At 68.2% G+C, this 13,640-nt stretch carries 11 protein-coding genes; 7 read left to right on the forward strand and 4 right to left on the reverse strand.

Going from position 1 to position 13,640, the window contains the following annotated elements; translation table 11 throughout:
- Window positions 1–17 precede the first annotated feature (17 nt).
- The 7 genes from LRM40_RS07950 to bufB all read left to right on the forward strand — a co-directional run bounded on the left by LRM40_RS07950 (window position 18) and on the right by bufB (window position 10,502).
- Window positions 18–1,550, forward strand: a complete 1,533-nt coding sequence (locus LRM40_RS07950; RefSeq protein ID WP_022981655.1) for an acyl-CoA carboxylase subunit beta — start codon at window positions 18–20, stop codon at window positions 1,548–1,550.
- A gap of 22 nt (window positions 1,551–1,572) precedes the next feature.
- Complete coding sequence (locus tag LRM40_RS07955) at window positions 1,573–3,648, forward strand: acetyl-CoA carboxylase biotin carboxylase subunit (protein WP_151122221.1); 2,076 nt, start codon at window positions 1,573–1,575, stop codon at window positions 3,646–3,648.
- 10 nt (window positions 3,649–3,658) lie between these two features.
- Window positions 3,659–4,126, forward strand: a complete 468-nt coding sequence (locus tag LRM40_RS07960) for a VOC family protein (protein ID WP_151122220.1) — start codon at window positions 3,659–3,661, stop codon at window positions 4,124–4,126.
- Between the two features lie 193 nt (window positions 4,127–4,319).
- The gene (locus tag LRM40_RS07965) at window positions 4,320–6,224 is read left to right on the forward strand and encodes a DUF1631 family protein (RefSeq protein ID WP_170288766.1); all 1,905 of its coding nucleotides are present in this window, start codon (window positions 4,320–4,322) and stop codon (window positions 6,222–6,224) included.
- 109 nt (window positions 6,225–6,333) lie between these two features.
- A complete protein-coding gene (locus LRM40_RS07970) occupies window positions 6,334–8,244 on the forward strand; it encodes a propionate--CoA ligase (RefSeq protein ID WP_151122218.1) in 1,911 nt (636 codons plus the stop codon).
- A 196-nt stretch (window positions 8,245–8,440) separates the two neighbouring features.
- Window positions 8,441–8,725, forward strand: coding sequence for a BufA2 family periplasmic bufferin-type metallophore (bufA2, locus tag LRM40_RS07975; RefSeq protein ID WP_151122217.1), 285 nt, complete (start codon window positions 8,441–8,443; stop codon window positions 8,723–8,725).
- Between the two features lie 61 nt (window positions 8,726–8,786).
- On the forward strand, window positions 8,787–10,502 hold the full coding sequence (gene bufB, locus LRM40_RS21450; protein WP_151122216.1) for an MNIO family bufferin maturase: 1,716 nt from the start codon (window positions 8,787–8,789) through the stop codon (window positions 10,500–10,502).
- A 10-nt stretch (window positions 10,503–10,512) separates the two neighbouring features.
- On the opposite strand, the gene LRM40_RS07990 is transcribed toward bufB, so the two are convergent.
- The 4 genes from LRM40_RS07990 to LRM40_RS08005 form a co-directional block, all read right to left on the reverse strand.
- Window positions 10,513–11,106, reverse strand: a complete 594-nt coding sequence (locus LRM40_RS07990) for a CBS domain-containing protein (protein ID WP_170288765.1) — start codon at window positions 11,104–11,106, stop codon at window positions 10,513–10,515.
- Between the two features lie 107 nt (window positions 11,107–11,213).
- A complete protein-coding gene (locus tag LRM40_RS07995; protein ID WP_151122214.1) occupies window positions 11,214–11,837 on the reverse strand; it encodes a PqiC family protein in 624 nt (207 codons plus the stop codon).
- Between the two features lie 21 nt (window positions 11,838–11,858).
- Window positions 11,859–12,866, reverse strand: a complete 1,008-nt coding sequence (locus tag LRM40_RS08000; RefSeq protein ID WP_151122213.1) for an MlaD family protein — start codon at window positions 12,864–12,866, stop codon at window positions 11,859–11,861.
- Entirely contained in the window at window positions 12,863–13,576 is a 714-nt protein-coding gene (locus LRM40_RS08005) for an ABC transporter ATP-binding protein (protein WP_231067790.1), read from the reverse strand. Before LRM40_RS08005 ends, LRM40_RS08000 begins: the two co-directional genes overlap by 4 nt.
- Window positions 13,577–13,640: the final 64 nt, after the last annotated feature.

Raw genomic sequence — 13,640 nt, forward strand, 5'->3', positions numbered from 1 at the left:
CCGAGGAGTGATCCATCATGCATGACATCCAGCAGATGCTCGAAGACAAGCGCGCCAAGGCGCGCCTGGGCGGCGGCGAGAAGCGCATCGCCGCTCAGCACAAGAAGGGCAAGCTGACCGCCCGCGAGCGGCTGGAGTTGCTGTTCGACGAAGGCACGTTCGAGGAATGGGACATGTTCGTCGAACACCGCTGCGTGGACTTCGGCATGGCCGACAGCAAGATCCCGGGCGACGGCGTGGTGACCGGCTACGGCATGATCAACGGCCGCCTGGCCTTCGCCTTCAGCCAGGACTTCACCGTCTTCGGCGGTGCGCTGAGCGAATCCCACGCCGAGAAGATCTGCAAGATCATGGACCAGGCCATGAAGGTCGGGGCTCCGGTGATCGGCTTGAACGACTCGGGCGGCGCCCGCATCCAGGAAGGCGTGGCCTCGCTGGGGGGCTATGCCGACGTGTTCCAGAAGAACGTGATGGCCTCGGGCGTGATTCCGCAGATCAGCATGATCATGGGCCCCTGCGCCGGTGGCGCGGTGTACTCGCCCTCGATGACCGACTTCATCTTCATGGTGAAGGACAGCTCCTACATGTTCGTCACCGGCCCCGAGGTGGTGAAGACCGTGACCCACGAGGAGGTGACGGCCGAGGAACTGGGCGGCGCCAGCACCCACACGACCAAGAGCGGTGTGGCCGACCTGGCCTTCGAGAACGATGTGGAAGCGCTGCTGATGCTGCGCCGCTTCTTCAACTACCTGCCGCTGAACAACCGTGACAAACCGCCGGTGCGCCCCAGCGGTGACCCGGTGGGACGCCTGGACCATTCGCTCGATACCCTGGTGCCGGACAACCCCAACAAGCCCTACGACATCAAGGAACTGATCCTGAAGGTCGTGGACGATGGCGACTTCTTCGAGCTGCAGCCCGACTACGCGGCCAACATCGTGATCGGCATGGCCCGCATGGAAGGCCAGACCGTGGGCATCGTGGCCAACAACCCGCTGGTGCTGGCCGGCTGCCTGGACATCAAGAGCTCGATCAAGGCCGCGCGCTTCGTGCGCTTCTGCGATGCCTTCAACATCCCGGTCATCACCTTCGTCGACGTGCCCGGCTTCATGCCCGGCACCGCGCAGGAGTACGGCGGCATCATCAAGCACGGCGCCAAGCTGCTCTACGCCTACGCCGAGTGCACGGTGCCCAAGGTCACCGTCATCACCCGCAAGGCCTACGGCGGCGCGTACGACGTGATGGCCTCTAAGCACCTGCGCGGCGATGTGAACTTCGCCTGGCCCAACGCGGAGATCGCGGTGATGGGGGCCAAGGGCGCGGTGGAGATCATCTTCCGCGAAGACAAGGGCGACCCGGAGAAGCTGGCGGCCCGCGAGGCCGAATACAAGGCCCGCTTCGCCAACCCCTTCGTGGCCGGCGCACGTGGCTTCATCGACGACGTCATCCAACCGCACGAGACCCGCAAGCGCATCTGCCGCTCGCTGATGATGCTCAAGGACAAGAAGCTGGAGAACCCGTGGCGCAAGCACGGGAACATCCCCCTCTGATCCAGCCGCGGAGATTCACACCATGTTCAAGAAGATTCTGATTGCGAACCGCGGCGAGATTGCCTGCCGCGTGATCAAGACCGCCCGCAAGATGGGCATCCAGACGGTGGCCGTGTACTCGGAGGCCGACAAGGACGCCCGCCACGTCGAACTGGCCGACGAGGCCGTGCTGCTGGGCCCGGCGCCCTCGCGCGAGTCCTATCTGGTGGCCGACAAGATCATCGCCGCCTGCAAGGCGACCGGGGCCGAGGCATTGCACCCGGGCTACGGCTTCCTGTCGGAGAACGAGGACTTCGCCCGTCGGTGCGAAGAAGAGGGCATCGTCTTCATCGGTCCGAAGCATTACAGCATCGCGGCCATGGGCGACAAGATCGCCTCGAAGAAGCTGGCGGGCGAAGCCCAGGTCAGCACCATCCCGGGCCACAACCAGCCCATCCTCTCGCCCGAGGAGGCCGTGGGCATCGCCCAGAAGATCGGCTATCCGGTGATGATCAAGGCCTCGGCCGGTGGTGGCGGCAAGGGCCTGCGCGTGGCCTATAACGACAAGGAGTGCTTCGAGGGCTTCTCGTCCTGCCGCAACGAGGCGCGCAACAGCTTCGGTGACGACCGCGTCTTCATGGAGAAGTACGTCCAGGAGCCGCGCCACATCGAGATCCAGATCCTGGGCGACAGCCATGGCAACGTGGTCTACCTGCACGAGCGCGAATGCTCGATCCAGCGCCGCCACCAGAAGGTGATCGAGGAGGCACCGTCCCCCTTCATCAGCGACGCCACCCGCAAGGCCATGGGCGAGCAGGCCGTGGCCCTGGCCAAGGCGGTGAAGTACCAGTCCGCCGGCACGGTGGAGTTCGTGGTCGGCAAGGACCAGGACTTCTACTTCCTGGAGATGAACACCCGCCTGCAGGTGGAGCACCCGGTGACCGAGTGCATCACCGGCCTGGACCTGGTCGAGCAGATGATCCGCGTGGCGGCCGGCGAGAAGCTGGGCTTCAAGCAGGAGGACATCAAGAAGGAAGGCTGGGCCATCGAGTGCCGCATCAATGCGGAAGACCCGTTCCGCAACTTCCTGCCCTCCACCGGCCGTCTGGTGAAGTACCAGCCGCCCGCGGCCAACCTGGAGCAGGGCACAGAGACCCTGCAGGGCCCGGCCTACGCCAGCGGCCACTTCGGGGGCGTGCGCGTGGACACCGGCGTCTACGAGGGTGGCGAGATCCCGATGTTCTACGACTCGATGATCGCCAAGCTCATCGTGCACGGCAGCGACCGCAACGACGCCATCGCCAAGATGCGCGCCGCGCTCAATGCCTTCGTGATCCGCGGTATCAACAGCAACATCCCCTTCCAGGCGGCCCTGCTGGCCCACCCGAAGTTCGTCACCGGCCAGTTCAACACCGGCTTCATCGCCGAGCACTACAGCCAGGGCTTCAAGGCCGAGGATGTGCCGCACGATGATCCGATGTTCTTGGTGGCGCTGGCAGCCTTCATCCGCCGCAAGGCGCGCACCCGCGCCGCGGCGATGAGCGGCCAGCTGCCGGGTCACGAGGTGAGCTACATGGACCACCCGGTGGTGGTGGTGCTGGGCGCCGAAGGCCAGAACACCTACCACGAGACCCGGCTGGGAGCCTATGACCCCGACACCGGTTCGCTGGAAGTGACGGTGGGCCACAAGACCTATCACATCCAGAGCCAGACTGGCCTGGGCGAGATCCTGGTCACCGGCACGGTCAATGGCCAACCGTTCTCGGCCCAGGTCGAGCGCGGCTTGGCCAAGAAGCCGCTGGCCCTGCGCATCGCCCACAACGGCACCGCGATCGACGCCATGGTGCTGCTGCCGCGTGCGGCCGAACTGCACAAGCTGATGCCCTACAAGGCGCCGCCCGACCTGTCCAAGTTCCTGCTCTCGCCGATGCCGGGCCTGCTGGTCGATGTGGCCGTCAAGGTGGGCCAGAAGGTGCTGGCTGGCGAGAAGCTGGCAGTCATCGAGGCCATGAAGATGGAGAACATCCTGGTGGCCACGCAGGACTGCGTGGTCAAGGAAGTTCGCGCGCAGAAGGGCGAAAGCCTGAGCGTGGACCAGGCCATCATCGCCTTCGAGTGAGGAGCCGCCCATGAGCAGCGCCAAGCCCTTCAAGATCCTGGGCATCCAGCAGATCGCCATCGGCGGGCCGGACAAGGGCCGGCTCAAGTCCCTGTGGGTCGACATGTTCGGCCTGTCGGTCAAGAGCACCTTCGTCTCCGAGCGCGAGAACGTGGACGAGGACATCTGCGCGCTGGGCACCGGCCCGACCGCGGTCGAGGTGGACCTGATGCAGCCGCTGGACCCCGAGAAGAAGCCGGCCGTGCACGCCACACCGCTCAACCACGTCGGCCTGTGGGTGGATGACCTGCCCAAGGCGGTCGAGTGGATGACGGCCAACGGCGTGCGCTTCGCGCCAGGCGGCATCCGCAAGGGAGCGGCCGGCCACGACATCTGCTTCATCCACCCCAAGGGCAACGAGGAGTTCCCGGTGGGCGGTGAAGGCGTGCTGATCGAACTGGTGCAAGCACCGCCCGAAGTGGTGGCCGCGCTGGGTTGATCGGCGCCCCCGGCCCCCGCACAGGCCTGCCTTCCGGCAGGCCTTCTTGTTTCTGCCCTTCACATGGGCTTGCGCTTCAGGAACCCGGGCTTCACCCGCTGGTCATACACTCCGACCCTGGTTCAGATTTCACCGACATTTCCCCGGCGCCATGACCCGCAGTTGTAATTTTCAGGCTTTGTGGCTTCACATCGTGGAGGGGCTGCCCGCCTGGGCCGCCGAGGTGGAGCGCGGGACCAAGGACAGCCTGCTCAACAGCCTGTCCAACCCCTGGGAACATGCCGGCGGGCGTGGAGAGGCCAGTCAGGCGCTCACCTGGCTCAAGGCCCGCCACGGCGTGGTGGCTCAGGCGCTGGTCCGCGCCCTGGCCCAGCGCGTCAAGGAGGAACTGGCGCCCGCCAGGGCCCCGGATCTCCAGATGCGCGAGTTCCTGCTGGATTCCTCGCCCATGCTCTCGCTGATGGACGAGTCGTCCATGCAGGAAGGCATCGAGACCGGGCGTCTGGCTCAGCAGGTCACCCATCTGACCGAAAACACCTTGCGTGAACTGCGCACCTTGTGTGCCATGCTGCCGGGGCGGCCCATGCATGAGCCCGAGCTGGCCTACCCGCTGAATCCGACCATCGTGGCCGAGTCCTTCAGCCAGGCGCTGGTGGACCTGGGGGCAGAGCCCGAGTTGCGCCTGCCCATTCTGCGCGCGGCGGCCAGCGTCCTGGCGAGTCAGACCCTGCACCTGTTCGAGCGTCACTTGCAGTGGTTGCGCGACCAAGGGTTGCGGCCTGCGTCTGCTTCGATCCGCCCCGCCACCGCCATCGGCGGCACGGCCTATGTGGGCATCGAGCGCCTCTTCTCGGCGCCACCAGGGGAATTCCTGGGCGCGATCGGTTCTTCGGGCAGCGCGGTGGGGTCCGTGGCCACCCAGGCCGGGCTGTCGCCCCCGCTGGTGCGCAAGCTGGAGCAACTGACCCGGGTGCTGGCCCGCCAGAGCCACGCGGGCGCGGCCATGGATTCGGTCTGGCGTCGCCTGCTGGCGCAGGTCGAGCGCCTCAGCCCGAAGGAGCTGTCGGCACTGCAGCAATCAACGCATCCCTTCTGGCGCCTGCTGGACCGTCTGGCTGCGCTCAGCGCGGTCCAGTCGCCCAACGATCCGGACATGCGCGAGCTGGCGGCGCGTTTGGGGCCGATGCTGGCTGAACTGGAACGACCGCAGGAACTGTCCCTGGAGGCTTTCGACAGCGCGCTGAGTGAGTTGGACAGCGTGCCCGGCGATTTCGGCACCACCCGTCCTGCCGAGCTCGAAACGGCTTTCGACATGGAGTCCAAGCGGCGTGAGATGGAGCCCACGGTCCGGGCGCAGCTGGCCGACCAACTGCGCAAGACACCGGTGCCCGACGATGTGCGGCAGTTCCTGCAGGGGCCCTGGGTGCAGGTGATGACCCACACCCTGGTGCGCCAGGGACCTGGCTCGCCCGCGGCCCTGCGCTACATGAACCTCGTGCCCGATCTGCTCACCGCGGTGGGGCGCCTGCGCCGGGGGGCCGTGCCGACCCTGATCGAGCGTCAGGCCCTGCTGGATGCTGCCCGTGACGGCATGATGGCCGCCGGGTTCGGCATGCACCAGATCGATGGGCACGTCGCCGATCTGACCCGTCTGCTCTCGGGCATCGAGAAGATTTCGCTCATGGAGCCCAATCCGACCGTGGTGGTGGTGCCCAGTGCCCCGACCGTGGGCGACGTGTCCGGCCTGCCAGATCTGCACGGGGACGAGTGGGCCGGCCATGCCGAGCTGGCCACCGTGCCGATGGCCATGGACGAGGACGATGACGACAGCCTGGTGGAGCGCGAGGCCTGGCTGGACGGGCTGAAGGTGGGCGACCTCTGTCGGCTGATGCTGCAGGGACGCTGGGTCACCGCGTTGCTGAACTGGCGCAGTGACAACGGCCAGTTCTTCATGTTCAAGAGCCGCCGCGGCAGCGGAGCGCACACCATCACCCGCCGCATGCTGGACCGTCTGCGGGCCGAGGGCCTGGCCACCAAGGTCGAGCCTGGCCAGATGCTGGCGCGCGCGCTGGAGACCATGCTTCCTCCAGAAGCCTGACGTGCATCAAGGCGCTGCCGCGGGAGTGACAGCGCAATGTCAGGCTGCATGCGTTCAATCGGAGGTTTGTCTGAAGTGCAGACACCGCCGCCCGCAAGAGGAGACAAGCATGAGCCTGACCTACAGCTCCTATCAGGAGTTCCACCGCGCATCGATCGAGCAACGCGACGCCTTCTGGGCCGAGCAGGCCCGGCTGATCGACTGGCACAAGCCCTACGAGCAGGTGTGCGACTACAGCCAGCCGCCGTTCGCCAAGTGGTTTGCCGGTGGCCAGACCAACCTGTGCCACAACGCGGTGGACCGCCACCTGGCCAACCGCCCGGACCAGAACGCGCTCATCTTCGTTTCCACCGAAACGAACACGGAAAAGACCTACAGCTTCCGTGAGCTGCATGCCGAGGTGCAGCGCATGGCCGCCATCCTGCAGGCCCAGGGCGTGGCCAAGGGCGACCGGGTGCTGATCTACATGCCGATGATTGCCGAGGCTTGCTTCGCGATGCTGGCCTGCGTGCGCATCGGCGCCATCCACTCGGTGGTGTTCGGCGGCTTCGCCAGCCACTCGCTGGCCACCCGCATCGACGATGCGCAGCCCAAGGTCATCGTCAGCGCCGATGCCGGCATGCGCGGCGGCAAGGTCGTGCCCTACAAGCACCTGCTGGACGAGGCCATCAGCCTGTCCAGCCACAAGCCCGCGGCGGTGCTGATGGTCAACCGCGGCCTGGCCGACTTCGCCAAGGTCGAGGGCCGCGACATCGACTACGCCAGCGAGCGTGAGCGTCACCTGAACGCCCAGGTGCCCTGCGAGTGGGTGGACAGCACCCACCCCAGCTACATCCTCTACACCAGCGGCACCACCGGCAAGCCCAAGGGCGTGCAGCGCGACACCGCCGGCTACGCCGTGGCCCTGGCCGCGTCGATGAAGCACATCTACCTGGGCGAGCCGGGTGAAACCTATTTCTCCACCAGCGACATCGGCTGGGTGGTGGGCCACAGCTACATCATCTACGGCCCGCTGATCAACGGCATGGCCACCATCATGTACGAAGGCCTGCCCATCCGCCCGGATGCCGGCATTTGGTGGAGCCTGGTCGAGAAGTACAAGGTGTCGGTGATGTTCTCGGCCCCCACCGCGGCCCGCGTGCTCAAGAAGCAGGACCCGGCCTACCTCACCAAGTACGACCTTTCCAGCCTGAAGGCGCTGTTCCTGGCCGGCGAGCCGCTGGACGAGCCCACCGCCACCTGGATGGCCGACGCGATCCAGAAGCCCATCATCGACAACTACTGGCAGACCGAGACCGGCTGGCCCATCATGGCCATCTGCAACGGGGTCGAGAAGGCGCCCACCAAGTTCGGCTCGCCGGGCAAGGCGGTCTACGGCTACGACATCAAGCTGATCGACGAAGCCACCGGCGAGGAGATCACCGAGCCGAACAAGAAGGGCGTGATCGCGGTGGAGGGTCCGCTGCCCCCGGGCTGCCTGCAGACCATCTGGGGCGACGACGCCCGCTTCGTCAAGACCTACTGGTCCAGCATCCACAACCGGGTCATGTACAGCACCTTCGACTGGGGTGTGCGCGACGCGGACGGCTATTTCTACATCCTGGGCCGCACCGACGACGTGATCAACGTGGCCGGCCACCGCCTGGGCACCCGCGAGATCGAGGAGAGCATCTCCAGCCACCCGAACGTGGCCGAGGTGGCCGTGGTGGGCGTGGCCGACCAGCTCAAGGGGCAGGTGGCGGTGGCCTTTGCGGTGCTGAAGGACCCGGCCAAGGCGGCCACCACCGAACAGGCCAAGGCGCACGAGGCCGAGATCATGAAGGTCGTGGACGATCAGCTCGGCGCCGTGGCCCGGCCGGCCATGGTCAAGTTCGTCAACGTGCTGCCCAAGACCCGCAGCGGCAAGCTGCTGCGCCGCGCCATCCAGGCGGTCTGCGAGGGCCGCGACCCCGGCGACCTGACCACCATGGAAGACCCGGCCGCGCTGCAGCAGGTCAAGGAGCTGGTCGCCACGAAGTGAGTGGCACGGGCGCTCTCGAATCGGCCGCCTTCGGGCGGCTTTTTCGTGGGCGGTTCAGATTTCTTGGGTGGGGTGTGTAAGGAACGCTGCGGGCCGGCGACAGAGCTCTGTCGGCCCCAGAGGATCGCGCAGGCGATGACGAGGGCAGGCAATCCACCCCGGTGCCCACGGCACCTCTTGAACGAGGAACCGAACCATGAACAGCAAGCTTGCTCACCTGTCTTCCTACCTGCTGGGCGCCAGCGCCCTGGCGGTCTCCAGCCTGGCCGCGGCGGCCACCGCACCGGCGGGGGCCTCCGGTGCAGCCGTGGGCGCGGCCGACACCGTGCACTGCTACGAGGTCAACAGCTGCAAGGGCATGTCCGACTGCAAGACCACCGAGCACGCCTGCAAGGGGCAGAACAGCTGCAAGGGCCAGGGCTTCAAGGCCATGGACGCCAAGAGCTGCCTGATGAAGGGCGGCGTCATCGGCGACCTGTGAGCCTGCGCTCATGAATCCCGGCCAGGGCGGCGGCCCGCCGTCCTGGCACGCAGGACCCGCCATGCCACACGCAGCCACCATGCACGCGCCACTGACGCAACCCCGCTTCGGCCTGGGGCTGCGCACCGCGCATTACGCCGATTTCCTGGCCGGTCTCCAGCCGGTGGACTGGCTGGAGATCATCACCGACAACTTCCTGGTCGATGGCGGCAAGCCCCTGGCCATGCTGGAGCGCTTTCGCGCGGACTACCCCATGGCCATGCATGGCGTGGCCCTGTCCCTGGGGGGCACCGATCCGCTGGACCTGGATTACCTGCAGCGGGTGCGGCGCCTGGCCGAGCGGGTGCAGCCGATGTGGGTGTCCGAGCACCTGTGCTGGACGGGGCAGGGCGGACGCGTGCTGCACGACCTCTACCCGGTGCCCTACACCGAAGAATGCGCGCGGCACCTGGTGGCACGCATCCGCCAGGCCCAGGACGTGCTGGGCCGGCGACTGGTGCTGGAGAACGTCTCCAGCTACGTTCGCTACCGTTCTTCCGAGACCACCGAGTGGGACTTCCTGGCCCTGGTGGCCGAGGAGGCCGACTGTGACTTGCTGGTGGACGTGAACAACATCCACGTCAGCAGCGTCAACCATGGTTTTGATGCAGAGGCCTACCTGGCGGCCTTGCCGGTGCATCGGGTGCGCCAGATCCACCTGGCCGGCCACTCCCGCCAGGGCGACTTCCTGATCGACACCCACGACCATCCGGTGGCGCCGGAGGTCTGGGCTTTGTATGCGCAGGCCTGCCGTCGCTTCGGCCCGGTGGCGACCATGATCGAGCGCGACGACGACATCCCGCCGCTGGCCGAGCTGCTCCAGGAACTGGACCAGGCACGGGCGGTGGCGCGGGAGGTCCTGTCGCTGGGAAGGAGATCCGGGGATGCCGTCGCAGCCTGGCCTGCCTGGCAAGGTGCACCCGACGCACTGCCCCTGGAGGCGGTTCAGACCGAGTTGGCCGAGATGGTGCTGGCCTCGCCGGCGCCAGAGCAGACCCCCGCTGCACTGGACCCGGCGGGACCGCTCCCGGGCCTGCGCGGTGCGCAGGTCTACCACCATGCCTACCGCGCCCGCCTGCAGGATGCGCTGGCGGACAGCTTTCCCTGCCTGCACACCTATCTGGGCGACACCCAGTTCGCCGAGCTGGCCTGCTGGCATGCCGAAGAGCGGCCACCGCAGGTGCGGAACCTGGGGCGCTACGGAGCCGAACTACCCGCCCGCCTGGCGGCACGCCATCCCCAGCACCCGGAGGTGGCCGAACTGGCCGCGCTGGAGTGGGCGCTGCGCGGGGTCTTCGATGCGGCCGATGTGGCCGCCTGGACCACTGCCGACCTCGCTGCCGAAGGGGCCGAGGCCTGCCTGTCGCAGTGGCCGGTGCTGCATCCCACCGTGACGCTGTTGTGGCTGCACACCTCGGCGCCGGCACTTTGGCAAGCCCTGCAGGCTGTGCAGCGTGGGAAGGAGGGCACGCAGGAAGAGGCTGCGCCGGCGCTGCCCGACGTGCTTCACCACGCCGTGCCCAGGCCCGTCCTGGTCTGGCGCAAGGGACAACAGCCTCACTTCATGAGCCTGGACGATCCGGCCGAGGCCGTCTGGCTGGCCTCCCTGGGCGAGGAGGGGCAGAGCATCGCGGTGTCCCTGGCCGCGATGGAGGCCAGGGGCGAGGCCCCCGACCAGACCACCCTGGCACAGTGGCTAGCCCGCTGCTGGGACCAGGGCTGGCTGCGCCGGGGCTGAGGCCGCCGGCTCAGAGTTCGGGGGCGGGCATGCCGGGCGTGCCCCAGGGCTTGAACACCACCCGCCGCGGCGCGGCGCCGGTGGTGGGGCTGGGCGAGGGTGCCGCGGCCGCTTGGCTGGCGGGGGCTGATGGCGGCGCTGCGGCCGTCAGCGGCCCGCGTTCCTGCGTCTCGCGCAGCAGTCCGCTGCGCAGGGCCTGGGCCAGCTCGGTGAGCTCGCCGGCCATGGCTTCGAGCAGGTCGTCGGCCGACACCAGACCGACCAGGGCGTGCTCCTCGTTGACCACCAGCAGCCGCCGCACGCCGGCCTCGCGCATGGCGTGCGCGGCCTCGCCCAGGCTGGCCTGGGCAGGCACGACGACCGGTGCGCCGCCCACCAGGGCGCCGACATGCAGTTGCCCGGGCGGCAGATCCCGGGCCAGCACCTCCACCGCCAGATCGCGGTCGGTCACCAGGCCCAGCACATGGGGGTGGGCCCCCTCCTGGCGGTTCACTACCACCAGGGCGCCCACGTGCTGGGTGCGCATCAGCCGCGCGGCATCGGCCAGCGTGGCGGTGTCATCGACCGCCACCAGGGGGTGACGGCACAGGCGTGTCAGACTCATGTGAAGGCTCCGGGGCGTGTGCGTGCCCAGGGGCGATTCCATCACCTGGGCCGGCGCCGGCCTTGATGTCGCTCAATTCGTGGCGGCGTGGGCACCGAGCTAAGAGGTCAGGGCTGGTCTGCCGTCCGGGCGATGTCCTGGGCCAGGGCCCACAGGGCCTGGCGGTGGGCGGCCACCAGGGTGTCCGCCTCCGCGTCCTTCAGGGGCAGGTGATGCTCGAACTGGCGCACCAAGGCCGGCGTGCGCCCGTCGGGATCGGCCAGCCACCAGCGCGCCACCAGGTCGAACTGCCGGGCGTCGGCGGAGACCTCGAGGGTCTGCACCTCCACCCGCAGCACCCGCTGGGCGCGCAGGCCGGTGGGCAGGGGGGCGGCCCAGACCTTGTCCGTGCCGCGCAGCCGTGCCAGGTCGGCGCGCAGCACCCGCGGCACGGCGTCGCGCAGCGGCTCGGCCCAGCGCTGACCGGGCAGGGCGCGCAGGCCGGTGGCGCCGCTGGGCCACAACAGGGCATCGCGGTCGAGGTAGTCCGGCAGTCGCACGCTGGACACCAGCCACACCGCGTCGGTGGCGACCGGCGCGGGCGCGGCCGCCGCCCCCGGGGGCGCACTGGGCAGGCGGTAGAGCTGGACCGGGGGCGAGCTGCCGCAGGCGGCCAGGGCCAGCAGCCAGGCGGTGAGCGTGGCGCCAAGGGCCAGCCGCGGCAGGAGGTGCAGGGGGCGGGATGAAGGCATGGGCTGCTTTCCGGGCACCGTTCAGCGGCGGCCCTTGATCACCGATTCGGGTTGTTCGTCCAGGGTGTTGGCCAGTTCGCGCAGCTCGCGCGCGGCCTGGGACACGTCGTGCAGGGCCCGCTGGAGGTTCTGGTTCATGGGCGAATCGTCGCCGACGGCATCGCGCAGTGCCGCGGCGCTGCGCGAGAGCTCGTCTGCCGAGCGGGTGAGGTTCTGCATCAACGGCGAATCGGGCCCGAAGTTGGCACCGACGCGCTGAGAGGTACCCTTCACGCTGCTGGCAGCTTCGCCCACGCGCTGCATGCTCAGCTTGGTGGTGGCCAGGGTGTCCTGGGCCGAATCCAGCAGCGGGTTGAGCCGCTTGTCCAAGGTGTTGCAGACCCGGCGCAGGTTGTCCGTCGCGACCTCGAGGTTCTTCAGCACATGGTTGGCCTCGGGCCCGCTGACCATGCGCCGGGTGGAGCTGGCGATGGCCGAGACATCGTCCACCAGGCGCCGCAGGTCCAGGTTGTCCACCTGGTTGCGCAGCTCCTGGAAGGCGGTGGCAATGGTGGGAATCTCGTTCTGGGTGTTGTCGCTGATGTAGTGGGCGGGCTTTTCCGGGCGGAAATCCAGGTCCACGTAGAGCTGGCCGGTCAGCAGGCTCTGGGTGGCCAGCTGCGCGCGCAGGCCACGCTGAACCAGGGCTGGCAGCGTGTTCTCGCCGCCGGCATCGGCCTTGTGACCGGTGATGCTGGCCACCATCTCGCGGTCCAGCTCCGCGGTCACCGGGATCGTGACGTTGCGGGTGTCGGCGTCATAGGCCACACCAATGGCGCTGACGCTGCCCAGGCGCACGCCACGGAAGACGACCGGCGCGCCGACCTGCAGGCCGTAGACCGAGCCGGCGTAGTGCATCACGACTTTCTGCTTGTGCACCAGCAGCCGCCCGCCCGCCAGCGTGACCACGGCCACGAACAGCACGATCAGCCCGGTCACCACGAACAGGCCCAGCATCGCGGGGTGGGACTTGCGGTGGGCGGCGCTCATGGTCGGTTTCCCCGGCGCAGGAACTGGCGCACCGGCTCGGGGCCGTGCTCCAGCAATGCGCGTGGCGCATCGAGTGCGGTCATCGTCTTCTCCTTGGCATCCAGGAACAGGGCGCGGTCGGCCACGGCAAAGATGCTGTCGAGTTCGTGGGTCACCATCACGATGGTGGTGCCCAGGTGGTCGCGCAGGCTGAGGATGAGCTCGTCCAGCCGCGCGGAGGTGAGGGGATCCAACCCGGCCGAAGGCTCGTCCAGGTAGAGCAGGGGGGCGTCCAGCGCCATGGCCCGGGCGATGGCCGCGCGCTTCTTCATGCCACCTGAGAGCGCTGAGGGCGAGGCATCGAAGGCGCCGTCCAGCCCCACCAGGGCCAGCTTGAAGCGCGCCAGCGTCTCGATCTGCGCTTCCTCCAGGTCGGTGTACTCGCGCAGCGGCAGCATCACGTTCTCGCCCACGCTCATGCTGCTCCACAGCGCACCGGCTTGGAACATCACGCCGAAGGAGCGCCGCACGGTGTCGAGCTCGTCCTCGTCGGCTTCGGCCAGGTCGATGTCGCCATAGCGGATGTGGCCGGCCGCCGGCGATTGCAGGCCGATCAGATGGCGCAGCAGGGTGCTCTTGCCACAGCCGCTGCCGCCCATCAGCACCAGGATCTCGCCGGGCTGCACGGCAAAGCTCAGCTCGCGCTGGACGACCTTCTCTCCGAAAGCCATGGTGAGCCCCTCCACCCGGACCAGCGGGGCGGGCGCGGCGTCCGGGGCAAGGGGGGCAGGGCCG

The organism is Ideonella dechloratans, from assembly GCF_021049305.1.
GTDB classification, from domain to species: Bacteria; Pseudomonadota; Gammaproteobacteria; order Burkholderiales; family Burkholderiaceae_C; genus Ideonella; species Ideonella dechloratans.